This window comes from Stappia sp. (assembly GCF_965276915.1).
Taxonomy (GTDB): domain Bacteria; phylum Pseudomonadota; class Alphaproteobacteria; order Rhizobiales; family Stappiaceae; genus Stappia.
Genome location: NZ_OZ255709.1, coordinates 285913 through 311980 on the forward strand (window position 1 = coordinate 285913; position 26068 = coordinate 311980).

The following is a 26068-nucleotide window of genomic DNA, read 5'->3' on the forward strand; positions in this document are numbered from 1 at the left end:
GCCCTTTCCCGCCCGGCTCAACCGGGCCTGCGCCGCATCCGCCGGACGATCCGGCCAAGCAGGCCGAATGTCAGCAACAGGCCCAGGAAACCGCCGCCGGCAGCGACCGCGCCTTCCGCCGTTGCCGGAACCGCCGGTTCGAAATCCTCGAATGTCGCCTGCGCCAGTTGCGGATCGAGATCGCGCAGGAACACGGTGAGGCGCTGGAACGGTCCCGCCTCGCGCAAGGCATCGCGCTGACGCACCAGGGCATCGAGCCGTTCGACCGAGCGTTCGACGCGTGCGCCCTGGGTGGCGACGAAATCGTCGCTGGTCCGCGAGAGCCTGCCGATCGCCTCCTGCAAGCTGAGCCCCTGGCGCGCCGCATCCTCGCGGAAATCGTCCACGACCTGGGTCAGCGCATCGATCGCACCGCCGAGGCGCTGCCGATACTGCTGCGCGAACTCGGGAAGCTGCGAGGTCGTCACACCGCCGACCAGGGCAAGCGCCAGCGCAAGCGTGCGTGCGATCATGTGGTGAACCTTCCTGTTACGCGGACCCGTCGAGGGAGATTATCCCGGCCTCGCCCGCACTTGTCCCGAATGCCAGGCGGAACCCGGCCCCGTCCCACGCGAGCGCGCTGATCTCCCCTTCGCCCGGCCGTCGCAACAGCACTTCCCGATTGTCGGAGAAGCGGACGGCCAGCACCATGCCGTCCTGGTAGCCGATCGCGACCACCTCTTCCTCCGGATGACAGGCCACATGGGTGACAAGCTGGTCCGAGCGCGCGCCGAGCTGCAACGGCTGCTGCCCCATCGGCCCCGTCTTGCCGAAGAACGGCCAGAGGATCGCCGCGTTGGCACCCGATGTCGCCAGATAGCGGCCCTTCGCCGACCAGCTCACCGATTTTACCTTGCCCGGATAGCCGGTCATGCGCATGTCCTGCCCGTCGGCAAGCCGCCAGCCATGCAGCGCGTTTTCCTGCATGCACGTCACCAGATACTTGCCGTCCGGCGAGAACACGACGCCCTTGTGCGCCCCTTTCCAGGCCAGTTCCTGCGCCTCGGCGGTGGCATTGACGAATTGCAACGTGGCGCCGTCGTAGCGGGCGACCGCCAGCCGCAGGCCCCTGGGCGCGAAGGCCAGCCCGCCAACGGCGCGGTCCTGCGAGAAGTCTCGGATCTCGCCGGAGGCAAGCCGCACCTGCGCGATACGGCCCGCGCCGAAGGCGACGCTGCCCTGGGGCCCGGCGGCGAGCAGGTCGATCCACTTGCGCGGCAGCTCCGCCAGGGTTTCGACGACGCCCTCCGCCGACATCCGCCGCACGGTACCATCGTCCCCGCCGGTGATGAGCGCATCCCCCTCCAGCGTCCGGCAGGCGGCGAGGATACCGCCCTCGTGCATGGTGATGCGGCGTTCTCCAGAATCCGACAGCATGACGACCGAGCCGTCGCCGACGGCAAAGACCGGCTGGTCGCGCAGGAATGTTGTCGCGACGACATATCCGCCGGGATCGAGAGGAGCGACACTGACCATTGCCGTCAGGCCTCGCAGGCCTTGAAGGCCGTCTGGATGGCGTCGAAGTCGAGCTCGCGGCCGATCACCACCAGCCGGCTGACACGCGCCTCTGCCTCTTTCCAGTCGCGCTGGTGATCGCCTTCGACGATCATGTGCACGCCCTGCACCACATAGCGCTGCGGATCGTCCTGGAAGGCCATGATGCCCTTGAGGCGGAGAATGTTGGGCCCCTGGGTCTGGGTCATGTCGCCGATCCAGCGGAAGAACACTTGCGGATCGAGTTCGCCGGCCGTCATCGACACGCTCTTCACCGAATGCGTCGCCTCGTCGTGATGCCCCTCGTCGTGATGCCCCTCGTCGTGATGATGGTGGCCGTGCCCGTGATGGTGGTCATGGCCGTGATCATGATCGTGGTGGTGATGGTCGTGATCGCAATCGGGGCCGCATTCGTGGCTGTGCTCGGCCTCCTCAAGGAAATGCGGATCGAGCGACAGGATCCGGTCAAGGTCGAAGGCGCCACGGTTGAGCACGCTGTCGAGCGGTACCGCGCAGCGCTCGCTCCGCTGCAGTACGGCGTAAGGGTTGATCGCCTGGATCCGGGCCTCCACCGCCTTCAGTTCCTCGGCGGTGACGAGATCGGTCTTGTTGAGCAGGATCACGTCGGCGAAGGCGATCTGGTCTTCCGCCTCGGACGTGTCGGCCAGCCGGGCCAGCACATGCCGGCAATCGACCACGGTGACGACCGCATCGAGCTTCGCCTTGGACCGCACATCGTCATCCATGAAGAAGGTCTGCGCCACCGGCGCCGGATCGGCGACCCCGGTCGTCTCGACAACGATCGCGTCGAACGAGCCTTTCCGCTTCATCAGGTTCTCCACCGTGCGGATCAGGTCGCCGCGCACGGTGCAGCAGATGCAACCGTTGTTCATCTCGAAGATTTCCTCGTCGGATTCCACGAGCAGGTCGTTGTCGATGCCGATCTCGCCGAACTCGTTGACGATCACCGCATATCGAACGCCGTGATTCTCGCTGAGGATCCGGTTGAGAAGGGTCGTCTTGCCGGCGCCGAGATAGCCGGTCAGCACGGTGACGGGGATCTTGCTGTCCTGGGAGAGGGTCATGGGTCTTGCCTGGGTTCGCATCCGCGCGGGCCGGCGGTGCATCGATCGGGCCGATGCCGGCGGCCTTTGCCGGAGGATATGGGGTGTCGTTGCCTTGGGACTACCGAAATTTCGCGTTCTTGGCAAAAGCCGCGCTCCGGGCGGTCGCCGCCAACGTCACAGCAGGAACGGAAACCCGCCCTCGTGCTTGAGCAGCGCGATCTTCGTGTCGAGGCCGCCGGCGCCGGAATACCCCCCGAGACCGGTTGCCGAGAGAACCCGGTGGCAGGGAATGATCAGCGGTATCGGATTGGCCCCGCAGGCCTGCCCCACCGGCTGGCCATAGGTGGAAAGCCGCTCGGCTATTTCCCCGTAGCTGCGCGTGCTGCCATAGGGGATCGCCAGCATCTCGCGATGCACCGCCTGCTGGAACGCGTTTCCCGCGGGTGCCAGCGGCAGGTCGAAGTCCCGCAACGTGCCGGCGAAATAAGCCCCGATCTGGCGAAGCGCCTCCTCCAGCAGCGGCGTCGCGACGGGTTCGCCCCCCCGGCCCCAGCCGAGCCGCACGATCGCCCCGTCGCGCTCCTCGACCTCGAGCGTGCCGACCGGCGTTTCGATATGCATGGCGGCCATGACTTCTCCTCCAGGTGCCCGGGCAGCGGGGCGGCGTCCGGCAAGGCGACCGGCTTTCGCAAATCCACCCGTCCGGCTAAAACAACGGCAACGCGCAGCGCGCAGCCCCACGACACTCACGGCAGCGGGGCTGGCGAGACCGGGAGGAACCATTGCTGAAAACCATCGAGGGCTTCAACAGGATCGGTGAGGAAAACGCCTTCGCCGTCCTCGCCCGTGCCACCGCGCTCGCCGCACAGGGACGCGATATCATCAATCTGGGCATCGGGCAGCCCGATTTCCGCACGCCTGAACATGTGGTCGAGGCGGCCGTGAAGGCGCTGCGGGACGGCCATCACGGCTACACGCCGGCAACCGGCATCCTCCCCTTGCGCGAGGGTGTCGCCGCCGACATCGACCGGCGCCTTGGAGCATCGGTCAATCCGGACAACGTGGTGGTCGTGCCCGGCGGCAAGGTCACCATGTTCATGGCGATCCTGATGTTCGGCGAGCCCGGCGCCGAGATCCTCTATCCGGATCCCGGCTTTCCGATCTACCGCTCGATGATCGAGTTCACCGGCGCGACGCCCGTGCCCGTGCCGATCCGCGAGGAAAACGATTTCGCCTTCTCGGCCGAGGAAACCCTGTCGCTGCTGACACCGCGCACACGCCTCGTCATCGTCAACTCGCCCGCCAATCCGACCGGCGGCGTCACCCCGCGCGCCGAGATCGAAAAGCTCGTCGCCGGGCTGGAGGCCCGTCCCGACATTGCCATCCTGTCCGACGAGATCTACGGGCAGATGACCTATGATGGTGCGGTGCATTGCTCGCTGCTGGAATTCGAGGCGATCCGCGACCGGCTGATCCTGCTCGACGGCTGGTCGAAGACCTATGCCATGACCGGCTGGCGGATGGGCTACGCGGTCTGGCCGGACCAGCTCATCGACAAGGCCCGCAAGCTTGCCGTCAACTGCTGGTCCTGCGTCAACGCGCCGGCGCAATTCGCCGGTCTCGCCGCGCTCGAGGGGCCGCAGGATGCGGTCGCGGCCATGATGGTGGAGTTCGACAAGCGCCGGAAGCTGGTGGTCGAGGGGCTGAACGCCCTGCCCGGCGTTTCGGCACGCACGCCGATGGGTGCCTTCTACGCCTTCCCCAATATTTCCGGTACGGGCTGGAAGGCGAAACCGCTTGCCTCTGCTCTGCTCGAGGAGGCGGGCGTCGCCGTTATCGGCGGGCCGGACTTCGGCATCCTGGGTGAGGGATATATCCGCTTGTCCTATGCCAACTCGGCGGAAAACATCACACGCGCGCTGCAGCGCATGGGCGAATTCCTGGCGCAGGCGCGCGGCTAGTTGCCTGATTCCGTCGTATCAGCGAGCGCCGGGAATGAGGCTCGAGAGCTCGACCGGCGCTTCCGGCATCAGGACGAGGAAAACGCCGGCGGGCGCGACGGAGGACAAGCCTTCGCGCTCGCCCACGTCGAAGGCCGCGATCAGGGCGCCATCCGGGGCGACCAGTTCCATGCCGCCCTGCGGAAGGGTGCGCCAGGAAAGAGACGCCATGCCGGAGGCAAGGCCCGCGCCGCAGGACGTCACCTCGGCGCGGAAGAGGCCGGCCGGCGCCGCGCCTCCCGCCTGTTCGGCATGCAGGTAGAGCGCGCAACTGGCGCCGGACACCTCGTCCGCCAGACGCCAGGGCCCGGCGAGCCCATGCTCCACCGTCTCCGCGCCGACCAGTCCCGTGCCGAAGAAAACCAGGGAGAAAAGCGCGGCACTTACGAGCGCGCCAAGACGGCTGAGATAACGGCCCATGATCGAGGCTCCGCTGCTTGCGCGGGATCCGGCCGGATGGTTCCGATGGCCGGTATCTGGCGCGACATCAGGCGGATCGCGGGTCGGCAGCCTGCCGCCCGCCATCCTGCGGTCGTTGCCGGAAAGGTCTCACGGGCGATTGCATTGCAACCGGTCCATGTCTGTCGCCTGTCCTGCAACTCTCGCAGAATGACGCGAATGCATTAACGCTTCGTTAAGCTTGTTTAACCGCGCTTGACGAACGGCGTCTCGGCAACCGGCGTCAGCGGCTTCCCCTCGCGGAACCACGACAGGAGATTGTCAACGACCAGCCGGCCCATCCCGTCGCGCGTGTGACGCGAGGCCGATCCCACATGCGGCAGCAAGGTCACCCGGTCCATGTCGATGAGCGCCTGGGGGACGCGGGGCTCGTCCTCGAACACGTCGAGACCGGCGGACAGGATGGTTCCCTCCTGCAGCGCCGTGATCAGCGCCGCTTCGTCGATCACAGTGCCGCGCCCCACATTGATCACGATCCCCTCCGGGCCCAGCGCCGCGAGAATGCGTGCGTTGACGATCCCGCGCGTCTCCGCGCCGCCCGGCGCCACGACCATCAAGGTATCGCAGGCCCGCGCCAGCCCTTCCAGGCTGTCGTGATAGGTGTAGGCAACACCCTGCTGGCGCGACCGGCCGTGGTAATGGATCTCCAGCCCGAACGCCTCGGCGCGCGCCGCGATCGCCTTGCCGATCCGGCCGAGCCCGAGGATGCCGAGCTTGCGGCCGCGCAAGGTGGCGCGTGTCAGCGGATAGGGGCCGCCGGTCCAGCGCCCGGCGCGCAGATAGCGTTCGGCCGCGCCGAACTCGCGCGCCGTCATCAGCAAAAGCCCGAGCGCGGTGTCGGCGACTTCCTCGGTCAGCACGTCGGGCGTATTGGTCACGCAGACGCCCTTCCCGGCACAGTAGCGCGCGTCGACGGAATCGTAGCCGACACCGAAATTGGCGACGATCTCGAGCGCCGGCAGCCTGTCGATGAGCGCCGCGTTGACCGGAACATGCGCACCGCCCGCCACCGCACGCACCCTGGCGCACAGCGCCGGGTCGAGCGATGCCACATCGGCGGCGGCAACCTTGTGAACGGTGAAGTCCGCATCAAGACTGGTCTCGACGATCGGCAGCATCCGTCCGAGCATGAGGATTTCGGCCAAGGCCATGAATGTCTCCCTGAATGTGACTGTGGTGGGGGAAGGAAAGCAGGCGTTTCAGCCCCTTGATTGCCCGCCCGGTGGCGGAGAGCTCTCGCGAATGTTGAGGCGCGGCATGATCAGGCGACGCTCGTCGCCAACCGCCTCGCCGCCGATCTGCCGCAGGATCAGCCCGGCCGCCTCGCGCCCGATCTGGTCCGGACTGTTCCACACCGACGTCAGCGCCGGCGACCCGCCAACCGCAGCATCCGTGTCATCATAACCGCCGATCGCCATGCCCGCACCCGGCTCGATGCCGGCACGTCGCAGCCCGGAAACGAGCCCCTGGGCGATCAGGTCGTTGAAGCCGAAGATGGCGGTCGGCGGCAGGCGGGAGGCAAGCAGGCCCGACACCGCGTCACGGCCGTCTGCCTGGGTCATCAGTTCGGGGATATCGATCTGCGCATCCGGATCCATGCCGGCCTCGACCAGCGCCTGCCGCCAGCCGAGATTGCGATCGCGGCCGGCGGAACTGCGGCGACGCCCGCCGACCATCGCGATCCGCTCGTGACCCCGCTCGATGAAATGCCCGGTCAGCATCCGTCCGCCGGCAATATCGTCGCCGCGCACCACCGGAGCCCGCGCCTCTTCCACGTCCCGGCAGATCAGGGTCACCGGGATGCCGCTGGCGACAAGCTCGTTGATCTCCTCGGGCCGGGTATCGACAGAGGCGCACAGGACGAGGCCGTCGATGCGATGCTGCAGCAGGCTGTCGATGAAGCCGCGTTGCCGCGTCACGTCGTCCCGGTGATTGCAGATCAGGACAACCTGCTCCTCCCGGCCGAGTTCATCCTCCAGCGCACGAAACACCTCGGCGAAATACGGGTTGAGGATATCGTGGACCGCCACGCCCACCATGTTGGAGCGGGCCGTCCTGAGGGCGGCCGCCGAGCGGTTGTAGATGTAGCCGACGCCGCGCGCATGCGCCTTGATCCGCTCGCGCGTCTCGCTCGCCACCAGCGGCGAATTACGCAGCGCCAGCGAGACGGTCGCCGTAGAGACGTTGAGTTCCGCCGCCATGTCGCCAAGCGTGATCCGGCGCGGACCGGTGCGATGCGCGGAACGTCCCGTATCCCGGGACGTTCCGCCGTCGTCGCGATCCTTCGGATCCCTCGCGTCGCCGCTGGCAGGTGGTGTTTCGCTCAAGACGTGCATCCCGATATTGGGTCGATGAAAAGATCCCCGATGCAGGGCGGTCGCACAAGAGCCCGCGCGGCAGCAGCCCCTCCCCGTATCCTAGCCGCCCACGCTGCCGCCCGCGGCATCCGCGGCCGCCTCGCCGCGCGAGATCTTGCGCTCCCGGTAGAGGATGTAGAGGCCGGAGCCGACGACGATCGAGGCGCCGATGATGGTGAAGACGCCCGGCACGTCGTTGAAGACGAGATAGCCCAGCCCCGTCATCCAGATGATCTGGGTATACATGAAGGGCGCCAGCACCGGTGCCGGCGCCAGGACATGCGCCCGGATCAGCGCGAAATGGCCGATGCCGCCCCAGGCTCCGGTCGACAGCAGCAGGATCCAGGTCCAGGCGTCCGCCGGCGGAACCCAGGCGGAGACGCCGAATGGCGTGATCGCGGTTGCCGCCACGGCCGCGGAGATCAGCAGCATGCCGAGCGGCGATTCGGTCTGCGCCAGCATGCGCGTCGTCAGCGCGTAGAGCGCGTAGCTCAGCATCGAGCAGACCGACAGGATCGCCGCCCAGTGCATCTCGCCAAGCCCGGGCCGCGTCACCACGAGAACGCCGATGAAGCCGACAATGATCGCCATCCAGCGTCTCAGTCCGGCCCATTCATTGAGCAGCGGTCCGGCCAGCGCCGTCACCACGAAGGGTGCGGCGAACATGATCGAGACGGTTTCCGCCAGCTGCATGTGGCGCACGGCGAAAAAATTGAAGACGGTGGAGCCGAGCAGGCACAGTGCCCTGAAGATCTGTAATCCCCAGCGCCGGCTTTTCAGCACATGGGGCATGCGCCAGAGGCGAAACAGCAGCACCGCATAGATCACATGGGTGACGAAGCGCATCCACACGATCTGCTCCGCCGGCAGCGACTGGCCGAGATACTTGGCTGTCGTATCAAGCCCGGAAAAGCAAAGGAACGCGAAGGAAATGAGGGCAATACCGACAAACCGCTCGGGGATCAGGCCTTTGCGGGCCGTGCCCGCCTGCTGCGTGGAACTCAACGGTGTCTACCCCATTCGTCATCCGGCGGACGCCGTCTGGTCGACACACCCGGTCTCGCCCCGGCCTGTGGCCGAGTATTTGTCCTACATATAGAATACTCGGGCGAAAGTCGCGATTTGTCATGTAGCGGAAACGCAGGGCCGCTATGCGCTACGCTCAACCCGGGCATGCCGCCCGCGCAAGGAACTCCCGCCAATGGTCGAGCGCTTGAGCGAAGATGCTCGTGATCAACGGGCCTGGCTGGCCAGACGCTCGCTGGCAATCGGACTGGCGTCCTTCGGCGGGCCCGCGGCCCAGATAGCGCTGATACACAAGGAATTCGTCGCCGAGGGCAAGAAGGTCGACGAGGACCGTTTCCTCAACGCGCTCAACTACTGCATGCTGTTGCCGGGTCCCGAGGCCCAGCAGCTGGCCACCTATTGCGGATGGATGGTGGGGGGTGTTCGCGGCGGCCTTGTCGCCGGGCTGCTCTTCATCCTGCCCGGCGCCCTTGCCATGCTGGCGCTGTCGTTTCTCTATGTCGGCTTCGGCTCCAGCCCGCTGGTAGAGAGCCTGTTCCACGGTATCAAGGCGGCCGTGCTCGCCATCGTCCTGCAGGCGCTCGCGCGCCTCGGCGGCCGCGCCCTCGCATCGCCGCTGGCGTGGACGGTGGCCGGCCTGTCCTTCCTGGCGCTGTTCCTGTTCAAGCTGCCCTTCCCCGCCGTCGTGATCGCCGCGGCACTTGCCGGCATCGCCTTTGCCCCCGCCGCGCCGTTGCCCGCGGCGACTGCGCCGCACATGCTTCAGGCCGAGCGGACGCCGGCCCGCCCCTCGGCTCTTGCCGGTCTTGCGGTCGGTCTGTGCCTGTGGGGACTTCCCGTCGGCACCGCCATGCTGCTGCTTTCTCCGCAGCATGTCCTCGTAGAGGTAGCCGGCTTCTTCTCGACGATGGCGCTGGTCAGTTTCGGCGGGGCCTATGCGCTGCTCAGCTACATGGCGCAGGTCGCAGTCGAGGCGCGGGGCTGGCTGACGCCCGGGGAGATGCTTGACGGTCTCGGCCTTGCCGAGACGACCCCCGGCCCGCTCATCCTGGTAACGCAGTTCGTCGGCTTCCTCGGCGGCTACCGGGACCCGGCGCCGCTCTCCCCCGCCCTTGGCGGGCTGCTCGCGGCGATGATGACGACCTGGGTCACCTTCGCGCCAAGCTTCCTCTTCATCCTGCTCGGCGCGCCCTTCGTCGAGCGTATCCGGACGGTGGCCTGGCTGTCGCGCGCACTCACCGCGGTCACCGCAGCCGTTGTCGGCACGATCCTCAACCTGTCGGCCTGGTTCGCGCTGAATGTCCTGTTTTCGGATGTGGGCACGCTGGAATGGGGGCCGCTCTCCATGCCCCTGCCGGACATCGCAAGCTTCGACCCGGTGGTGCTCGTGCTGGCGGCGCTGGCCGCGCTTCTTCTCTTCAGGCTGAAGCGCGGAGTGGCGGAAATCGTCGTCGTCTGCGGCCTTGCCGGCCTCGGCCTGCATCTGGCGAGCCTGGCCGGCTGACGCCGTCCCGGAAGGCGCGGCCGTCGGCCCTCCCAGCGCCGTCAGGCGACCGGCTCCCGTCAGTCGGCCTCGTCAGGCTCCAGATCGAGATCGTCGACCGTGCGCGAACCCAGGTTCTTCTCGACCTGGCGCAGCAGCTTGCGCAGCTTCTTGCGGTCCTTGTCGTCGAGCCCGGCAAGCGCTTCCCGCTCCAGCCGCTTCCATGTCTTGTCGACCGTCTCCACGAGAGCACGGCCTTCGTCGGTGAGAAACACCCTGGCCAGGCGGCCATCGGTCTCCGATGCCGCGCGCCGCAGGAACCCCTGCGCCGACAGGCGTGTCACCATCTTGGTCACCGTCGGCGGTTGCACCGACAAGGTCGCGGCCAGCTTGCTCATCGTCTGGCCGTCTTCGTCGGCCAGCACCTTGAGAACGGATTCCTGACCCGGATGGAGACCGATCCGGGAGAGGTGGGTGCCTGCGCGCGAACGATGGGCCTTGGCGGTTTGCGCCAGGCGAAACGTCACGCTCTTTTTGTAATTGAACGCCATGTCCCGCCTTCTAACGCCGGCAAATGAAAGCTTGATGACACCGAACGAAACCGCCGAAAATTCCCTAAGCCGGTTCGCGGCGCGCCCGCAGGCTGCACGCCATAATGAGCCGGGGCCGGCTGAATATCAAAGCGGATTCGACCCTATCAGGAAAACCGACAGGGTCTGGGTAGGCACGGCGCGTCTCGCAAGACGGCTTACCAACCGGAGAGAAACCGGTTCACTTTGCCCAAGTAGCGTGTCCGGCTTTCCGGGGTCGAGCTGTCCATGTTGTAGTGGGCGAGATAGCGGACCCGGCACCGCGGCAGGCAAAGCGCCCGGATGCCGCGCAGGATCGTGCGGCGGCCAGGTTCGCCCATCATCTTGGAGACGAACCATGACGCTCCGCAGGTGGTGATCACCCCGATCTTGCGAATATGCTGCATGCGCGGCCGCATCCCCGATGTCGCGGTCGGGATGTCGAAGGTCACATGCGGGATCCAGACCCGGTCGAGATACCCTTTCAGCATGGCCGGCAGCCCGAACCACCAGGTCGGATAGACGAAGAGCAGCGCCTCCGCCCACAGGATGTCGTCGACATGCGCGGCAACGGGGTTGCGGTTGCAGTCCGGGTCGGCATAGCAGCGCCATTCCGCCTCGCCCATCACGGGATCGAAGCCCTGCGCGTGGAGATCGGTCACCCGCAACTCGTGCCCGCCGGCGGTCAGCGTCTCGATGGCGGTGTTTCGCAGGGCGGCGGAGAAACTCTCCTCCGACGGATGGCAATAGACGAGCAGTATGCGCATCAAAGTCTCTTCAGTTCATCTCCCACCCGGGCGAGGAATGCCGCCCGGCCAGCCGCATCCTTGCGGTTCATGTCATAGAGCGCCAGATAAGTCGCCCGCCCTGAGCGCGCGATCAGTGCGCGCAGCACCCGGCACACCAGCTTGCGCGGCGGATCGCCGACCAGAAAGGCGCGAAACCGGCTGCCGCCATAAGTCGTGATGGCCACCAGCCGGCGAATGTGCCGCAGGTTGGGAACCACCTTGCCGTCTTTCATCCGGAACGAGACCCCGGGCAGGAAAACACGATCGAAATAGCCCTTCAGGATCGCCGGGAAGCCGAAGTTCCAGACCGGATAGACAAGCACGACCGCCTCGGCCCTCAGCAACTGTTCGACATAGCTTTCGACCGGATCGCGATTCGTCTCAAGATCGTGATAGGCGACACGCTCCTCACGGGTCAGCACCGGATCGAAGCCGCGGCGATAAAGATCGCATTCCTCGACGCTGTGGCCGGCGGCAACCAGCGCCCGCAGCGCCTCCGCCTTCAACGCGGCCGAAAAGCTCTCCTCCACCGGATGCGCATGAATCAGAAGCACCCGCATCGCAAGACCTAACGCCCGAGGCCGGGGAAGAGATAGGTCTTTTCCGAGGTGAAATCGAAATCCGGGTTCTCCCAGGCGATCATCTTGCCGGGATTGAGAAGGCCCTTGGGATCCGCCTCGCGCTTGAAGGCAAGCTGCACCGCGTCGGTCTGCTTCATGCCGCCTTCCTCCAGCGTGTAACGATGCGGATTGAAGATCGGACAGCCCATATCCTCGTGGATGCGGATGATCTCGTTCAGCCGTTCCTCGCTCGTGTAGCGCACGATGGGCAGGCCGAAGCAGGTGATCTTGCCGTCGAAACGCACGAATTCCAGGTGTCCCGGCACCTCGTCGCCGAGGAGCTCGGCCAGCCGCGATGCCTTCTGGACGTGATCGGGGAACGGATAGAGGACCTGCAGATAGGTGATGCTCGGATCGACCCGCAGGCCGCGCAAGGTGGTGTGGTTCCAGGTCAGTTCATAGACCGGCGGCAGCCCCTTGCTCTCCTCCGCGGAGGCGGTGTCGGAGCGGTAGACGATGGCGGCCTCGCCATGGCGGCTGGTGAAGGCGACGAAGGCATCCATCGCGAAAGGCGCGACCATCACCGCGCAGACCGACTGGTCGGCGCGCACGAACTTGCGATGCCTCAGGAAATAGTCGTGCGGCAGGGGCGCACCGATCGGCGCGATCTCCTTGGTCAGGATGCCGTCCTGGTTGGCGAGCGCATCGGCGTATCGCGCGGCACCGGCGAAATCGGAGAACGTCACCAGCACGTCGACCCAGTCATAGGCCGCCGTCAGCGGAACCGTCACCTCGGTGATGATGCCGTTGGTGCCATAGGCATGGCTGACCTTGTGCAATTCGGCCCCGGTGAGCGTCAGCACGCGCGGCTCGGCCTCCATCGTCACCACCTTCAGCTCGATGATGTTGCCGAAGTCGCGCAGGCCGCCCCAGTTGATCGAGCCGACGCCGCCGGACCCTCCGGCAACGAAGCCGCCGATCGTCGCCGTGCGATAGGTCGAGGGGTGCATCCTCAACTCCTGGCCCGAGGGGCGCACCGCATCGTCGATCGCGGACATGATCGCACCGGCCTGCGCCCGCACGAAGCCCGTGCCGACCTCGATCACCCCGTTCATTTCGGCCAGGTTGAGCACCACGCCGCCGGACAGGGGCATCGCCTGGCCGTAATTGCCCGTGCCCGCCCCGCGCGTCGTCACCGGAATGTCCAGTTCATGGCAGGCGGCGAGCACGCGGATCACCTCCGCCTCGCTTTTCGCGCTGACCACGATATCCGCCGTGACATCCTCGAGCTGGCGCTTCAGCACCGGCGAATACCAGAAGAAGTCGCGGCTCTTCTGCCGGACGATCTGCGGGTTGTCCTCGATCGCCAGTCCCTCCAGGGCGGCTTTCAGCGCGGCGATGTCGTACATGATCAGGGCTCCATCAGGTCGTCGAGTTCACGGTAGTCCGGCAGGTCGCGGCTGATCTCGTGCCCGGCGCGCAGCACGCGCCGCGGTCCGGACGGCCGGGAGCAGAGCTCGTTCCAGTTGCGGGCCGAAAACAGGACGAGGTCGGCGGGCAGGCCGGCATCGATACGTCCGCGCATCGGATCGCCGAGCATCTGCGCCGGCGTCACGGTCACGGTGCGGATCCAGTCGCCGACCGGATGGTCGAGGTGCAGGATGCGCACCGCCTGGGTGAACACCTCGACCATGTCGAGGTCGCCATAGGCGTAGAAGGGATCGCGGGTGTTGTCGGAGGCAACCGCCACCGGGATGCCGCGCGCGCGCATCTCGTGCAGCAGGGTGACACCGCGCCAGCGCGGTGTTCGCCCGGCCTGGCGGTCCATCAGGTACATGTTGCAAAGCGGCAGCGACACGACGCCGATGCCGGCCCTGGCGACGAGGTCGAGCGTGCGGTCCACCTCCTCGGCATCCTGCAGCGCCAGCGAGCAGCAGTGACCGCAGACGATCCGGCCCTTGAAGCGGTTGCGCAGGGCCGCTTCCGCGATCAGGCGCAACGAGCGGGCCTGCGGGTCGGCGGTCTCGTCGACATGAAAATCGAGATCGAGCCCGCGGCGGGATGCCGCCTGGAACAGCGCATCGAGGCAGCTCTCGAGCCCCTCGATCATGTAGGTGACGGCACCCAGCGTGCCGCCCGCATCGCGAACGATATCGGCGATATGATCGAGAAATCCCGGTTGCAGCAGGCTATCCACGCCATAGAGCGCCGAGGCCTGTATCTCGACCCTGTCCGCCCAGTCGCGGCGCACCTCCTGGAAGACCGGCCAGCTGATCGTTTCCTGGGGAGGAATGCTGTCCAGATGGGTCCGTATCATCGCCGTACCGTGCGCATGGGCGGTGCGCAGGGCGAAATCCATGCGACGGCGCAGGTCGCCCGCCGACCAGCGGGCCGGACGGTCCTCCGACACCGCGGTCAGGGCGCCGGGAAAGGTTCCGTCGGGATTGGGCTTTCGGGGCCAGATATGCCCCTTGTCGAGATGGGTGTGCATGTCGACGAAGGCCGGCAGGACAAGCCCGCCGTCGAGATCGATGGCCGGCACGTCGTCGCGCCCGACAAGCAGGCCGCACGGCGCGACGGAAACGATCTCGCCGCGTTCGATCAGCAGGTCCGCGCGCCCGAGCCCGTCGCCCATGTGGTTGATCGTGCCGGACGTGACGGCGCTCGGCACCGTCGCGTTGGCCAGCACATAGCCGCTTTCCGGGAGGTTGAGCCGCGCTGCATCGCTCATTTCGTCATGTGTCCCGCTTGATCGCGCTCTCATGCCAGTGACGCAGCATCAGGTGCGAAAGGATGCTGAGACTGGCGAAGATGATAATGCCGGTGGCCGAGATCAGCAGGATCGCGGCGAACATGCGCGGGATGTTCAGCCGGTAGCTTGCCTCCAGGATCTTGAAGGCGAGGCCCGAGCCGAGCCCGCCGGTTCCGGCGACGAATTCGGCGACGATGGCGCCGATCAGCGACAGGCCGCCGGCGATCTTCAGCCCCCCGAGAAAGTAGGGAAGCGCCGCCGGCAGGCGAAGGTAGCGCAGGGTCTGCCAGCGGCTGGCGCCATAGAGCTGGAACAGGTTGCGCAGGTTGTGATCGGCCGAGTTCAGCCCCAGCGTCGTGTTCGACAGGATCGGGAAGAACGCCACGATCCAGGCGCAGATCAGCAGGCCCGCGATCTTGGAGGGAACGTAGATGAAAATCAGCGGCGCGATGACGATCACCGGCGTCACCTGCAGGATCACCGCATAGGGAAAGAACGACATCTCCACCCATTTCGACTGGGCGAAGAGGACCGCAAGGCCGACACCGCCAATCGTGGCGATGATCAGCGCGCCGAGCGTGATCTGCAGCGTGATCAAAAGGGCCGGCCACAGTGTCGACCAGTCCTTGACCAGCGCCTCGACCACCCGGTCCGGCCCGGGCAGGATGTAGTGGGGAACGTTGTAGGCATCCACATACCACTGCCAGAGACCGACGGTCCCCAGCATGACGAGCACCGGCAGCAGCCAGCGCGCGACGCGGTCGATCCGCGCGCGGCGTGCCTTGCGCGCTTCCGCCGGGTCGATCGGCGGCGTGTCGTCGGCCTGGTCTGGCCGTTGGGACATATCCGTGTTGGCCGTCATGCGGTCGGTCCTGTCTGTCTCCGGAAGGGATGGTGGCGTGCTGTGCGGACCCGGACGGAGAGACCGCCCGAACCGCTCAGTGTTGCCCGTCATCTCCTCCCATCGCCGCCTGCAGTGCATCCGACGCCTGGCGGCAGTGGTCGGAATAGGCATGCGAGGTGCGGAAGGTTTCGTCGCGGGGATAAGGCGCGTTGACGGCAAGATCGGCGACCACCCGGCCGGGGCGGGCCGCCATCACGACGATCCGGTTCGAGAGGTAGACGCTCTCGAACACCGAATGGGTGACGAAGATGACGGTCCAGCCGAACTCCTCCCACAGTCGTAACAAATCGTTGTTGAGACGGAAGCGGGTGATCTCGTCGAGCGCGGCAAAGGGCTCGTCCATCAACAGCAGCTTCGGCTTCGTCACCAGCGCCCGGGCGATGGAGACACGCATCTTCATGCCGCCGGAAAGCTCCCGCGGATAGCTGTCGGCAAAGCCTTCCAGGCCGACCATCTCCAGCGCTTCCATGACCCGGACGCGCGCCTGCCCGGCGCTCTCGCCCTTGAGCTTCAGCGGCAGGTGGACATTGGCGAAGACCGTCGCCCACGGCATCAGGGTCGGCTCCTGGAAGACGAAGCTGATCTCGTGATCCTTCGATCCCGGACGTTCGTTCGGCCAGACCAGCCGGCCGCCACTGGCACCCGAAAGTCCGGCGATGATCCTCAAGGCCGTGGACTTGCCGCAGCCCGAGGGCCCAAGCAGGCTGACGAACTCGCCCTGCCCGATATCGAGCGTCATGTCCTTGAGCGCGACAGTGGCGTTGGAGAAGGTTTTCGTGACCCGCTGCAGGGACACGATGGGCGTTCGCGGGGAGCTTTCGCTCCCCGCGAGACCGGAGCCGGCTGCGATCACGCGCTAGCTCCCCTGTCTTCCGGCCGTTCCGGCCGGCTCGCGAGCATCTGGGTCAACAGCCTCAGTTCCCTGTCAGCTTCTTCTTCAGGTCGACCCCGACGCCCTTGTTGACGAATTCGAGCGTGTAGGTCGCCTTGAGGTCGAGACCTTCCTCGATGACGCCCGCCTTGACCATCTTCTCGTAGAAGTCCGTCATGCGCTCGTCGGTCATGGCGCCGATGCCGAGCGTTTCGGTATCGCCGGAATCGACGATGCCGAACTCCTTCATCTTGTCGATCGAAAAGGCGATCTGCTCGGCGCTCATCTCCGGATTGTCCTTGATGATCATCTCGTTGGCGGCGGAGTTGTCGCCATAAAGATAATTGGTCCAGCCGATGGCCGAACCCTCGACAAAGCATTTCACGACCTCGGACCGGTTGGCGACCGTGTCGGCCATCGTCTCGACCGTGGTCGCGTAGGTGCTGAAGCCGTAATCCGCGATCAGGAAGATGTCCGGCTTGAAGCCCCCCTCGCGCTCGACCGCATAAGGCTCGGACGTCACGTAGCCCTGCTGGCCGGCGGTCGGATCGGCAAGGAACGGCGCCGGGTTGAACGTGTAGGGGCGGCGTTGCTCGACGGTGAACCCGTATTCCGAGATCATCCACTGGTAGTAGGAGGCAAAGCCGTTGTCGCCGATCAGCAGCGGCGCCGCGCCGGCCAGGCTCTCGAAGCTCTCGTACTTGCCCGGATGGGTGATGATGACCTGCGGCTCCTTCTGGAAGTCCGCGGCCACCACGACGATCGGGATGCCCTCGCGCTGTGCATAAAATGCCTGCAGCATGTTGCCGCCCATCAGGAAATCGATCTTGCCGGCAAGCATCAGCGCCCGGTTGTTGACCTGCGGTCCGCCGGAGACGATGGAAACATCGAGACCGCAGGCGGCATAGGTACCGTCCGCGACCGCCTGATAGTAGCCGCCGTGCTCGGCCTGGGCCAGCCAGTTGGTGCCGAAGGTCACTTTTTCCTGCGCCGCGGCGCCGGGGCCCGAAACGGCAAGCGCCGCCAGGGCCGCGCCCGCCAGCAGGGCATTCTTTGAAACTGTCCGCATGATGCTGTTCGCCTCCAGAAATGATGCAATTGCGTGCCGGCTTTTCTTCCGAACCGGTCATCCCGTCCCGATTGGCGGCGTGCCGTTGCCCCCGCGTGAGAGCCACGCGGCATTGTTCACCTGCCCGGCACCCTGAAGAAAGCCATCAACTCCCACACAGCAATCGATATGCCAAAAGGGATGCCGGTACAGTCAGAACTGACAATTCGCCATCCCCGCTCGCTGTTTCTTTCGCATCCGCGCGATCGACAGTGGCAAACGCTGCAGCGCGCCCCCGCCGACACCGGTTACGTGACAGGCTTGACGAACAGTACCCCAGGTTGCCCGCACAAAAAAGCGGCATCGAAACAACATCTAACGCCCGATAAGTGATCAGCACGGTACCTCCGGCGGATTCCCAAAACACCGGCGGTCTCCTAGGGTCGGGACAGCAAGTCGCCGCGACGGCAATCGAAAGATCGAGGAAACATCATGACCAAGGCACTCACCCCCGGCAGCATCGCGCCGCCCTTCGCCCGCTACAGCCACGCGGTCGAGATCCCGGCCGGACATCGCCTCGTCGTCTGCTCGGGCCAGCTCGGCATTGATTCGCAAGGCGACGTCCCCCCCGACGTCGAGGGCCAGACGCGCCTTTGCTTCGCCAACATCGCCGCGATCCTGGCCGAGGCCGGCATGGACCTTTCGGACATCGTGCGCATCAACGCCTTCGTCACCGGCCGCGAGCACCTGCCCGGCTACATGAAGACACGGGACGAATTCACCGGTTCGCCGCCGCCGGCCTCGACCCTGATGATCGTCTCCGGCTTCGCCCGCCCGGAATTCGTGGTCGAGATCGAGGTCATCGCCAGCGCTCCCTGACAGGGCACGGCACGCAACTCCCGCATTGCCGCGATCTTTCCAGGTCTGCTAGATTTCCGTCATCCCGACATCGGGCTGCCCGGCCTTGCCGCCGGCCGCCCGCGCTCGGGAACCATGCTTGGACCCCACTTCCCTGTGCGGAACTCGGGCGGCCGCGAGGCTGCTATCAAAGCCTGCAGGTCGAGCCGACAACAGGACGCACATTCATGCGCATGTGGATCAAGAACCCGCTTGCAATCCTTGCGGAAAACGCCGGCGGCGGCATCGTCGTCGAGGACGGGCGGATCGCCGAATGCATCCCCGCCGGCCGCGCGCCGTCGCAACCCGTGAACGAGACCGTCGACGCCTCGCGCGAGGTCGTCATTCCCGGCCTCATCAACACCCACCACCATTTCTTCCAGACCCTGACGCGGGCCCATCCGAGCGCCATCAACAAGGAGCTGTTTCCCTGGCTCCAGGCGCTCTATCCGATCTGGGCGAAAAACGTCACGCCGGAAACCTTCCGGATGGGCACCCGCCTGGCCCTGACGGAACTGCTGATGTCGGGCTGCACGGCCGCGGCGGACCATCACTATCTCTTTCCCGCCGGCCTCGAGAACGCCATCGACATCCAGGTGGAGGAAGCAACCCGCCTTGGCATCCGCATGACGGTCACCCGCGGTTCCATGAACCTCAGCCAGAAGGATGGCGGCCTGCCGCCCGACACGGTCGTCCAGGACGAGGACACGATCCTGGCCGACTGCGAGCGGGTGCTCTCGCGCTACCACGACACGTCCGAAGGGGCGATGATCCAGGTGGCGCTTGCCCCTTGCGCGCCCTTCACCGTCACCAAGCGCTTGATGCGCGAAAGCGTCGCGCTGGCCGAGCGCTTCGACTGCCGCCTGCACACCCATCTCGGCGAGACCATCGACGAGGACGATTATTGCCTGCACCATTTCCAGTGCCGGCCGGTCGACTATCTGGAGGAATGCGGCTGGCTCAACGAGCGTGTCTGGCTCGCCCACGGCATTCATTTCAACGATGACGAGATACGGCGCCTTGGTCATGCCTGCGTCGGTGTCTGCCACTGTCCGACCTCGAACATGACGCTGGCCTCGGGCCAGTGCCGCACCAAGGAACTTGAGGCGGCCGGCTGCCCGGTCGGGCTCGGCGTCGACGGTTCGGCCTCGAACGACAATTCCAACCTGATGGAGAGCCTGCGCCACGCGCTGATGATCAACCGGCTCACCTATGACGCAGCCTCCGTCACCCATTTCGACACCTATCGCTGGGCGACGGAAGGCTCGGCCCGCTGCTTGGGGCGCAAGGATCTCGGTGCCATCGCGCCGGGCAAGCAGGCGGACCTGGCCTTCTACACGCTCGACGAGCTGCGCTTTTCCGGATCCGGCGACCCGCTCGCCGCGCTGGTGCTGTGCGGCGCGCATGCCGCCTCCCGCGTGATGGTCGGGGGCAACTGGAAAGTGACCGACGGCCTGCCGGTCAACATGGATGTCGGCCAGTTGCGCCACGAGCACGGCGAGGCGGCCAGGCGCTTCCTCGAAGGCCTCTGAAACATCCGCATCGGCATGCTCACGCGATGATCGTGCCGATGCGCCCGGGAGGCGGCGGAGCTTGGCCGTGACGCACCGGTCCTCTGGCGCTAAGGTCACTCACCTCCTGACTCACCTCCTGCAGCGCAGTTCCAGACACAGTCCTTACGAAACGGATTTCCAGCCATGTCCGACCTTCCCCGCCGCTTCTGGCACGAGATGAGCGCCCACACATTCGCCGGGGCCGACACCTCGTCGTGGATCGCGATCCTTCCGATTGCCGCCATCGAGCAGCACGGGCCGCATCTGCCCGTATTCACCGACACCTGCATCGCCGAGGGCCAGGTATCGCGCGTGCTGGAGCTCTTGCCGCAGGACCTGCCGGCAACATTTCTTCCCGTGCAGGCCATCGGCAAGTCCAACGAGCACATTTCCTCGCCCGGCACCCTGACCCTTTCCTGGGATACGGTGACCCGTGCCTGGGAGGAAATCGGCGACAGCGTCGCCCGTGCCGGCATCCGCAAGCTCGTGCTCGTCACCTCGCATGGCGGCAACGTGCCGATCATGGACATCGTCGCGCGCGAATTGCGGGTGAAGCACGACATGCTGGTCACCGCGACCGGCTGGTCCCGCTTCGGCCAGCCGCACGGCATCTTCCCCGACGAGGAATTCGCCTACGGCATCCATGGCGGCGACATCGAGACGTCGATCATGCTCTATCTGCGCCCCGATCTCGTGGACATGTCGAAGGCGGCGGACTTCCATTCGGCACAGCTCGACTTCATTCGCGAGTTCAAGCACCTGCGCGGACACGGGCCGGCCCAGTTCGGCTGGAAGGCGCAGGATCTCAACCCGGCCGGCACGGTCGGCAACGCCGCCGCCGCGACCGCCGTCAAGGGCGAGGCCTCGCTCGATCACGCCGCGCGCGGTTTCGTCGACCTGCTCAAGGACATCCACGCCTTCGACATCGAACGGCTGTGGAAGCCGTAAGACCAACCGTTCAGGGAAGCGTCGACCAGGAGGCCTCGTCGAAACCGATCATCCAGCGGCCGTCCATCTCGATGATCGGCCGCTTGATGGCCGATGGATTGGCCGCAAGAACGGCGATCGCCGAGGCGGCATCGACCACGGCGGCGCGCGTTGCCTCGTCGATCTTGCGCCACGTGGTGCCGCGCCGGTTGACGACCGGCTCCCAGCCGAACGCACCGACAAACCGGGCAAGCAGGGCCGGATCGGCACCCGCCTTCTTGTAGTCGTGGAAGACATATCCGGTGCCGCGCTCGTCCAGGAAACGCCGGGCCTTCTTCACCGTGTCGCAATTGGCTATACCGTAAAGGGTGGCGGTCATCTCGGGAGCCTCCGGGTTGCGGGGTCGGCCTGACGGCCCGGCTGGCGAAGATGGGCATCCGGGCCTTGGGCGTCAAGACCGGGACCGGTCCCGCCGGCCGGAAGACGCAAGGAGACGGGAGCGATGACCGGGCATACAGGAGGAGCCGGCAGGATGGACGGTGCAACGCTGCGCCAGCGCCTGCGTCTTGCAAGCGGCCTTGTGTTGCTGACATTCGCCTTCACCCACTTTCTCAATCATGCGCTCGGCATCTGGTCGCTCGCGGCGATGGAGAACGGGAGGATCGCTTTCCTGGCGGTCTGGCGCAGTCCGCCCGGCGAAGCGCTTCTGCTCGCAGCCCTGATCGTCCATGTCGCGCTGGCACTGTGGAAAACCGCCCGCCGGCGCACCTTGCGCCTTTCCGCATGGCAATGGGCGCAATTGCTTCTGGGCCTGTGCATTCCCTTCCTGCTGATCCCGCATGCGCTGGGAACGGGCGGCCTGGCCGCGCGTTTCGGCTACGAGGACAGCTACCGCAATGTCCTCACCATTCTGTGGCCGGGCCTGGTCTTCAACCAGACACTCCTGATGCTGCTGGTCTGGAGCCACGGCATGATCGGCCTGCATTTCTGGCTCAGGGTGAAGCCCGGTTACCCGCGCTGGCGCCTGCTTGTGTTCGCGGTGGCGCTGCTCGTGCCCCTGCTCGCCACCTGGGGCTGGACCGCCGCGGCCCAGCGCCTGCGCCTGACCGAAAACCCGCCCTTCCCCCTTACCCGCGAGATGACCGCCTGGTCCGATCCGCTGATCATCGCCCTGCAGCGCGGGTTCCTGCTGCTGCTTGCCCTCGTTGCCGTCGTGCTTGTCGCCCGCGTCGTCATGCGCCGCTTCGCCAGGAGCATCGAAATCGCCTATCCCGGTGACCGAACCTTGCGCGTCGCCCCCGGCCCCACGCTCCTCGAGATCAGCCGGATGAACGGCATCCCCCATGCCGATGTCTGCGGCGGCCGGGCGCGCTGCTCGACCTGCAGGACCCGGATCCTCGATGGCGCACAGACCTTGCCCGAGGCCTCGGCCACCGAAGCCAGGGTCCTGTCCCGCATCGGTGCGGACGCCAATGTGCGCCTCGCCTGCCAGATCCGCCCGCAGGCGAACCTGCGGGTGCAGCCCCTCGTTCCCGCGCGCGGTGCCGCGCGTGTCGCCGGGGCCGCAGGCGACGCCTACCACTGGGGCGTGGAGCAGCCGGCGGCCATTCTCTTCGTCGACCTGAGAAACTTCACCGGCCTCGCCGAAACCCGCCTGTCCTACGACGTCGTGTTCATCCTCAACCGCTATCTCGGCGAGACCGGACGCGCCATCGAGGCCTGTGGAGGATATGTGGACAAATTCATCGGCGACGGGGTGATGGCGATCTTCGGCATGAGCGACGGCATTCAGGCGGGCTGCCGCAACGCGCTGGCCGCCACCAATGCCATTGCCGAAAGCATCGCCCAGCTCAACGAGGAGCTTGCCTCGCAGCTCGAGGCGCCTTTGCGCATCGGCATGGGGCTGCATGCCGGCCAGGTCATCCTCGGGCGTATCGGGGCGGTCAACGGCAACGGCGCCAGCGGCCGCATCACCGCGCTCGGCGACGTGGTCAACACCGCCAGCCGGCTGGAAGGCGCCTCGAAGGAGTTCGGCCGTGCACTGGTCGTGTCGCAGACGGTCATGCAGACAGCCGGCTATGCTTGCGACACGGCCGAGGAAACGGAGATCGCCATTCGCGGGCGGCAGGAACCCTTGCGCGTTTTCGCTCTCGACCCGCCGCTCCGGCTGGTCGATACTCTGGGCAAGACACCTTCTCTCCCCGCCTGACACGGGTCCCCACGATCATGGCCGAACGTTACTCCGCACAGGAGATGCTGGCGCGTCTCGTTTCCTTTCCGACGGTTTCCACGCGCAGCAATCTCGACCTCATCGAGTTTGTCGAGAGCTACCTCGCCGGACACGGCATCGCCTCGACGCGCGTGCCCGATGCGACCGGCACCAAGGCGGCCCTGCATGCGGTCGTCGGACCCGCCCTCGACAATGGCGTCGTCCTGTCCGCGCATACGGATGTCGTCCCGGTCGAGGGGCAGACGTGGTCGAGCGACCCCTTCACGCTGCGCGAGGCCGACGGTCGCCTCTACGGACGCGGCACATGCGACATGAAGGGGTTCGCGGCGCTGATGCTGGCCGCCGTGCCGGACATGGCGACGGCCCCACTGGCCAGGCCCGTTCATCTCGCCCTGTCCTATGACGAGGAGCTTGGCTGCCTGGGCGCCCCGCCGATGATCGACGACATGTTGTCCGGCGGCCCGCGCCCGGCGATGGCCGTCATCGGAGAACCGAGCAGCATGCAGGTGATCACCGCGCACAAGGGCACCGCCCTGCTGCAGGTGTCGGTACGCGGCCATTCCGTCCATTCGAGCCAGTGGGATCGCGGCGTCTCGGCGATCGCCAATGCCGCGCGGATCATAACCTGGCTCGACGACCGGACCCGCGAGAACCAGGAGCGCGCGGATCCCGGCCTCGTCATGGACCCGCCCTTCACCACCCTTCATTGCGGCGTGATCGAGGGCGGCACCGCCTCCAACATCATGGCTCGGTCCTGCAAGTTCGTCGTCGATGTGCGAACCGTGCCGGGCGAGACCCGCCAGATGTGGCAGGCACGGCTCGGGGAATTCGTCCGTGACACGATAGAGCCGGCGATGCGGCAGGTTCGTCCCGACACGGGCGTGACCATCGAGTGCATCGCGGATTCGCCCGCCCTTGCCGAGGAGGCCGACGGCCTCGCCGAAGGTCTGGCACGACGACTGACCGGCGACAACGGCCGGCACATGGTCGTCTATGGCACGGAAGCCGGCCAGTTCCAGGAGCGCGGCATCTCCTCCGTCGTCTGCGGCCCGGGCTCGATCGATCAGGCCCACCAGCCCGACGAATTCATCGAGATCGCCCAGCTTGCCGCCGGCGAACGCTTCGTCTCGCGCCTGATCGCGGACCTTTCGCGCTAACTGCCCGCCGGGGTAGTCCACATCGGCACCGCACCCGCCCGTCCTCCGTATCCGGCAGAGATGTGCGGTTCCCGCACGAGCTTACGTTGCGCAACTTTCCACCCCTGTGCAGCCGTCGGCAAAGCACGCTGGACGAGGGCTCGCGGGCTTGCTTAGATGCAGGTTCCGGGCTGTCGCCATGACAGCTCCAGAGGCACAGGGAACGACGCCGGAGAAACCGGCGCGAAACCCGGCCTTCCAGAACGAAAAGTCATGAGGGGACTATGCGCATCAAAACGACAGTGGCCACCGCGGCGCTCGCAGCGACGCTGATGGGAACGGCCGCATCGGCCGAAACGCTCCGATACGCCTTCCAGGGAACGCTCAACCAGCTCGATCCCTACACGCTCAACGAGACCTTCACGCTCGGCTCGCACGGCAACGTCTATGAAGGCCTGACCCGCCGCGCGCCGGACCTGACCATCGAACCCGCCCTCGCCGAGAGCTGGGAAGTGGTCGAGCCGAATCGCTGGCGCTTCCATCTGCGCAAGGGTGTGAAATTCCACAACGGCAACGACTTCACCGCCGATGACGTGGTCTTCTCCGCCGAGCGCGTGCGCTCGGAAGGCTCCGACCTGACCACCCGCATCGGCGCCGACGTCAAGGTCGAGAAGGTCGACGACCACACGGTCGACTTCGTCCTGACCGGTCCGAACCCGATCCTGCACTACGAGTGGGACACCTGGTACATCATGGACAAGGAGTGGACCGAGGCGAACAACGCCGTGAAGGTCACCTCCGCATCCGACACCACGCCGAACCACGCCGCGCTCAACGCCAACGGCACGGGCTCGTTCAAGATCGTCAGCCACGAAGCCGGCGTGAAGACCGTGTTCGAGAAGAACGAGAACTGGTGGGACACGGCCAAGGGCAACATCGATCGCGTCGAGTTCACCCCGATCGGCTCCGACGCCACGCGCGTCGCCGCGCTGCTGTCGGGCGAGCTCGACATGGTCTATCCGATCCCGGTGCAGGACATCAAACGCGTCAACGACAATGCCGGCACCAAGGCGCTGACCGGTCCGGAGCTGCGCACGATCTTCCTCGGCTTCGACCAGAAGCGCGACGAGCTGCTCTACTCCAGCGTCAAGGGCAAGAACCCGTTCCAGGACGTGCGGGTGCGCAAGGCCTTCTACCAGGCCATCGACATCAACGCGATCAGCGACAAGGTGATGCGCGGCCTGTCGACGCCGTCGGCGCTTCTGATCTCGCCGTTCCAGTACTCGCGCTCCGACGAGTTCGAGCGCTATCCCTATGATCCGGAAGCGGCCAAGGCCCTGCTCGCGGAAGCCGGCTATGGCGACGGGTTCTCGGTCGGCATGGACTGCCCGAACGACCGCTACGTCAACGACGAGGCGATCTGCCAGGCGGTTGCCTCCTTCCTGGCCCGCGTCGGGATCAAGATCGACCTGAACGCCCAGCCCAAGGCACAGTATTTCGCCAAGGTGCTGGCCTCGAACGGCTACGACACGTCGTTCTACCTGCTCGGCTGGACGCCGGGCTCGTTCGACAGCTGGAATGTTCTCCACAACATCACCGGCTGCCGTGACGACAAGGGCAAGGGCGGCCCGTTCAACCTGGGTGGCTACTGCAACCCGAAGGTCGACGAACTGTCCGCGCAGATCCTCGTCGAGAACGACCCCGTGAAGCGCGATGAGCTCATCGCCCAGGCCTTCACGATCATTCACGACGACGTCTCGCATATCCCGCTTCACCAGCAGGGTCTCGCCTGGGGCGTGTCGGACAAGGTTGAGGTGGCACAGCGCGCCGACAACCAGTTCCACTTCCGCTGGGTCGTGAAGAACTGACGTAGCCACTGCGTGTTCGGCAGCCCGGTCACCGTGACCG

The 26068-nt window shown here is 66.2% G+C and carries 25 protein-coding genes; 8 read left to right on the forward strand and 17 right to left on the reverse strand.

Going from position 1 to position 26068, the window contains the following annotated elements; genetic code table 11:
- Positions 1-17: 17 nt before the first annotated feature.
- The 4 genes from ACQY46_RS01275 to ACQY46_RS01290 form a co-directional block, all read right to left on the reverse strand.
- Positions 18-512: a DUF2937 family protein gene (locus ACQY46_RS01275; protein WP_428698513.1), complete on the reverse strand. Its 495-nt coding sequence runs from the start codon at positions 510-512 to the stop codon at positions 18-20.
- A 16-nt stretch (positions 513-528) separates the two neighbouring features.
- Complete coding sequence (locus tag ACQY46_RS01280; protein WP_428698514.1) at positions 529-1515, reverse strand: WD40 repeat domain-containing protein; 987 nt, start codon at positions 1513-1515, stop codon at positions 529-531.
- A gap of 5 nt (positions 1516-1520) precedes the next feature.
- Complete coding sequence (locus ACQY46_RS01285; RefSeq protein WP_428698516.1) at positions 1521-2618, reverse strand: CobW family GTP-binding protein; 1098 nt, start codon at positions 2616-2618, stop codon at positions 1521-1523.
- Between the two features lie 156 nt (positions 2619-2774).
- On the reverse strand, positions 2775-3230 hold the full coding sequence (locus ACQY46_RS01290) for a methylated-DNA--[protein]-cysteine S-methyltransferase (protein WP_428698517.1): 456 nt from the start codon (positions 3228-3230) through the stop codon (positions 2775-2777).
- 152 nt (positions 3231-3382) lie between these two features.
- Here ACQY46_RS01290 and ACQY46_RS01295 point away from each other — a divergent pair, with 152 nt between their 5' ends.
- Positions 3383-4561: a pyridoxal phosphate-dependent aminotransferase gene (locus ACQY46_RS01295; RefSeq protein ID WP_428698518.1), complete on the forward strand. Its 1179-nt coding sequence runs from the start codon at positions 3383-3385 to the stop codon at positions 4559-4561.
- A gap of 18 nt (positions 4562-4579) precedes the next feature.
- Here ACQY46_RS01295 and ACQY46_RS01300 read toward each other — a convergent pair whose 3' ends face one another.
- The 4 genes from ACQY46_RS01300 to ACQY46_RS01315 all read right to left on the reverse strand — a co-directional run bounded on the left by ACQY46_RS01300 (position 4580) and on the right by ACQY46_RS01315 (position 8421).
- Positions 4580-5020, reverse strand: a complete 441-nt coding sequence (locus ACQY46_RS01300) for a hypothetical protein (RefSeq protein WP_428698519.1) — start codon at positions 5018-5020, stop codon at positions 4580-4582.
- A 224-nt stretch (positions 5021-5244) separates the two neighbouring features.
- Positions 5245-6210 (reverse strand): 2-hydroxyacid dehydrogenase, encoded by a 966-nt coding sequence (locus ACQY46_RS01305; RefSeq protein ID WP_428698520.1) that lies wholly within the window; start codon positions 6208-6210, stop codon positions 5245-5247.
- Positions 6211-6258: 48 nt separating this feature from the next.
- On the reverse strand, positions 6259-7386 hold the full coding sequence (locus ACQY46_RS01310) for a LacI family DNA-binding transcriptional regulator (protein ID WP_428698521.1): 1128 nt from the start codon (positions 7384-7386) through the stop codon (positions 6259-6261).
- Positions 7387-7476: 90 nt separating this feature from the next.
- A complete protein-coding gene (locus ACQY46_RS01315) occupies positions 7477-8421 on the reverse strand; it encodes a DMT family transporter (RefSeq protein ID WP_428698522.1) in 945 nt (314 codons plus the stop codon).
- A gap of 196 nt (positions 8422-8617) precedes the next feature.
- On the opposite strand from ACQY46_RS01315, the gene chrA reads away from it, so the two are divergent.
- Positions 8618-9946 (forward strand): chromate efflux transporter, encoded by a 1329-nt coding sequence (gene chrA / locus ACQY46_RS01320; RefSeq protein WP_428698523.1) that lies wholly within the window; start codon positions 8618-8620, stop codon positions 9944-9946.
- A gap of 59 nt (positions 9947-10005) precedes the next feature.
- On the opposite strand, the gene ACQY46_RS01325 is transcribed toward chrA, so the two are convergent.
- From ACQY46_RS01325 to ACQY46_RS01360, 8 genes are all read right to left on the reverse strand, one after another.
- The gene (locus tag ACQY46_RS01325) at positions 10006-10476 is read right to left on the reverse strand and encodes a MarR family winged helix-turn-helix transcriptional regulator (protein ID WP_428698524.1); all 471 of its coding nucleotides are present in this window, start codon (positions 10474-10476) and stop codon (positions 10006-10008) included.
- A 197-nt stretch (positions 10477-10673) separates the two neighbouring features.
- Positions 10674-11261: an NAD(P)H-dependent oxidoreductase gene (locus tag ACQY46_RS01330; protein WP_428698525.1), complete on the reverse strand. Its 588-nt coding sequence runs from the start codon at positions 11259-11261 to the stop codon at positions 10674-10676.
- Complete coding sequence (locus ACQY46_RS01335) at positions 11261-11842, reverse strand: NAD(P)H-dependent oxidoreductase (RefSeq protein WP_428698526.1); 582 nt, start codon at positions 11840-11842, stop codon at positions 11261-11263. The genes ACQY46_RS01330 and ACQY46_RS01335 overlap by 1 nt, the downstream gene beginning before the upstream one ends.
- Positions 11843-11850: 8 nt before the next feature.
- Positions 11851-13251, reverse strand: coding sequence for an FAD-binding oxidoreductase (locus ACQY46_RS01340; RefSeq protein WP_428698527.1), 1401 nt, complete (start codon positions 13249-13251; stop codon positions 11851-11853).
- A gap of 2 nt (positions 13252-13253) precedes the next feature.
- Positions 13254-14573, reverse strand: coding sequence for a cytosine deaminase (locus ACQY46_RS01345; RefSeq protein WP_428698528.1), 1320 nt, complete (start codon positions 14571-14573; stop codon positions 13254-13256).
- A gap of 4 nt (positions 14574-14577) precedes the next feature.
- A complete protein-coding gene (locus tag ACQY46_RS01350) occupies positions 14578-15456 on the reverse strand; it encodes an ABC transporter permease (protein ID WP_428698529.1) in 879 nt (292 codons plus the stop codon).
- Positions 15457-15532: 76 nt separating this feature from the next.
- Positions 15533-16351 (reverse strand): ABC transporter ATP-binding protein, encoded by an 819-nt coding sequence (locus ACQY46_RS01355; RefSeq protein ID WP_428698530.1) that lies wholly within the window; start codon positions 16349-16351, stop codon positions 15533-15535.
- A 61-nt stretch (positions 16352-16412) separates the two neighbouring features.
- Entirely contained in the window at positions 16413-17438 is a 1026-nt protein-coding gene (locus tag ACQY46_RS01360) for an ABC transporter substrate-binding protein (protein ID WP_428698531.1), read from the reverse strand.
- Positions 17439-17909: 471 nt separating this feature from the next.
- Between ACQY46_RS01360 and ACQY46_RS01365 the strand changes: the two genes are divergently transcribed.
- The 3 genes from ACQY46_RS01365 to ACQY46_RS01375 all read left to right on the forward strand — a co-directional run bounded on the left by ACQY46_RS01365 (position 17910) and on the right by ACQY46_RS01375 (position 20815).
- Positions 17910-18296, forward strand: coding sequence for a RidA family protein (locus tag ACQY46_RS01365; protein WP_428698532.1), 387 nt, complete (start codon positions 17910-17912; stop codon positions 18294-18296).
- Between the two features lie 206 nt (positions 18297-18502).
- On the forward strand, positions 18503-19846 hold the full coding sequence (locus tag ACQY46_RS01370) for an 8-oxoguanine deaminase (protein WP_428698533.1): 1344 nt from the start codon (positions 18503-18505) through the stop codon (positions 19844-19846).
- A 165-nt stretch (positions 19847-20011) separates the two neighbouring features.
- The gene (locus ACQY46_RS01375; RefSeq protein WP_428698534.1) at positions 20012-20815 is read left to right on the forward strand and encodes a creatininase family protein; all 804 of its coding nucleotides are present in this window, start codon (positions 20012-20014) and stop codon (positions 20813-20815) included.
- 10 nt (positions 20816-20825) lie between these two features.
- Here ACQY46_RS01375 and ACQY46_RS01380 read toward each other — a convergent pair whose 3' ends face one another.
- Positions 20826-21173, reverse strand: coding sequence for an ArsC family reductase (locus ACQY46_RS01380; RefSeq protein ID WP_428698535.1), 348 nt, complete (start codon positions 21171-21173; stop codon positions 20826-20828).
- Between the two features lie 153 nt (positions 21174-21326).
- Here ACQY46_RS01380 and ACQY46_RS01385 point away from each other — a divergent pair, with 153 nt between their 5' ends.
- From ACQY46_RS01385 to ACQY46_RS01395, 3 genes are all read left to right on the forward strand, one after another.
- A complete protein-coding gene (locus ACQY46_RS01385) occupies positions 21327-23003 on the forward strand; it encodes an adenylate/guanylate cyclase domain-containing protein (protein WP_428698536.1) in 1677 nt (558 codons plus the stop codon).
- Between the two features lie 17 nt (positions 23004-23020).
- Positions 23021-24181, forward strand: coding sequence for an acetylornithine deacetylase (gene argE / locus ACQY46_RS01390; RefSeq protein WP_428698537.1), 1161 nt, complete (start codon positions 23021-23023; stop codon positions 24179-24181).
- Positions 24182-24444: 263 nt separating this feature from the next.
- Positions 24445-26028: an ABC transporter substrate-binding protein gene (locus ACQY46_RS01395; RefSeq protein ID WP_428698538.1), complete on the forward strand. Its 1584-nt coding sequence runs from the start codon at positions 24445-24447 to the stop codon at positions 26026-26028.
- The last annotated feature ends 40 nt before the right edge of the window (positions 26029-26068 follow it).

Bases quoted from the DNA above. Each gene is read 5' to 3' on its own strand.
- ACQY46_RS01275 (WP_428698513.1), bottom strand. From the start codon at position 512: ATGATCGCACGCACGCTTGCGCTGGCGCTTGCCCTGGTCGGCGGTGTG.
- ACQY46_RS01280 (WP_428698514.1), bottom strand. From the start codon at position 1,515: ATGGTCAGTGTCGCTCCTCTCGATCCCGGCGGATATGTCGTCGCGACA.
- ACQY46_RS01285 (WP_428698516.1), bottom strand. From the start codon at position 2,618: ATGACCCTCTCCCAGGACAGCAAGATCCCCGTCACCGTGCTGACCGGC.
- ACQY46_RS01290 (WP_428698517.1), bottom strand. From the start codon at position 3,230: ATGGCCGCCATGCATATCGAAACGCCGGTCGGCACGCTCGAGGTCGAG.
- ACQY46_RS01300 (WP_428698519.1), bottom strand. From the start codon at position 5,020: ATGGGCCGTTATCTCAGCCGTCTTGGCGCGCTCGTAAGTGCCGCGCTT.
- ACQY46_RS01305 (WP_428698520.1), bottom strand. From the start codon at position 6,210: ATGGCCTTGGCCGAAATCCTCATGCTCGGACGGATGCTGCCGATCGTC.
- chrA (WP_428698523.1), top strand. From the start codon at position 8,618: ATGGTCGAGCGCTTGAGCGAAGATGCTCGTGATCAACGGGCCTGGCTG.
- ACQY46_RS01325 (WP_428698524.1), bottom strand. From the start codon at position 10,476: ATGGCGTTCAATTACAAAAAGAGCGTGACGTTTCGCCTGGCGCAAACC.
- ACQY46_RS01330 (WP_428698525.1), bottom strand. From the start codon at position 11,261: ATGCGCATACTGCTCGTCTATTGCCATCCGTCGGAGGAGAGTTTCTCC.
- ACQY46_RS01335 (WP_428698526.1), bottom strand. From the start codon at position 11,842: ATGCGGGTGCTTCTGATTCATGCGCATCCGGTGGAGGAGAGCTTTTCG.
- ACQY46_RS01340 (WP_428698527.1), bottom strand. From the start codon at position 13,251: ATGTACGACATCGCCGCGCTGAAAGCCGCCCTGGAGGGACTGGCGATC.
- ACQY46_RS01345 (WP_428698528.1), bottom strand. From the start codon at position 14,573: ATGAGCGATGCAGCGCGGCTCAACCTCCCGGAAAGCGGCTATGTGCTG.
- ACQY46_RS01350 (WP_428698529.1), bottom strand. From the start codon at position 15,456: ATGACGGCCAACACGGATATGTCCCAACGGCCAGACCAGGCCGACGAC.
- ACQY46_RS01360 (WP_428698531.1), bottom strand. From the start codon at position 17,438: ATGCGGACAGTTTCAAAGAATGCCCTGCTGGCGGGCGCGGCCCTGGCG.
- ACQY46_RS01365 (WP_428698532.1), top strand. From the start codon at position 17,910: ATGACCAAGGCACTCACCCCCGGCAGCATCGCGCCGCCCTTCGCCCGC.
- ACQY46_RS01370 (WP_428698533.1), top strand. From the start codon at position 18,503: ATGCGCATGTGGATCAAGAACCCGCTTGCAATCCTTGCGGAAAACGCC.
- ACQY46_RS01375 (WP_428698534.1), top strand. From the start codon at position 20,012: ATGTCCGACCTTCCCCGCCGCTTCTGGCACGAGATGAGCGCCCACACA.
- ACQY46_RS01380 (WP_428698535.1), bottom strand. From the start codon at position 21,173: ATGACCGCCACCCTTTACGGTATAGCCAATTGCGACACGGTGAAGAAG.
- ACQY46_RS01385 (WP_428698536.1), top strand. From the start codon at position 21,327: ATGGACGGTGCAACGCTGCGCCAGCGCCTGCGTCTTGCAAGCGGCCTT.
- argE (WP_428698537.1), top strand. From the start codon at position 23,021: ATGGCCGAACGTTACTCCGCACAGGAGATGCTGGCGCGTCTCGTTTCC.
- ACQY46_RS01395 (WP_428698538.1), top strand. From the start codon at position 24,445: ATGCGCATCAAAACGACAGTGGCCACCGCGGCGCTCGCAGCGACGCTG.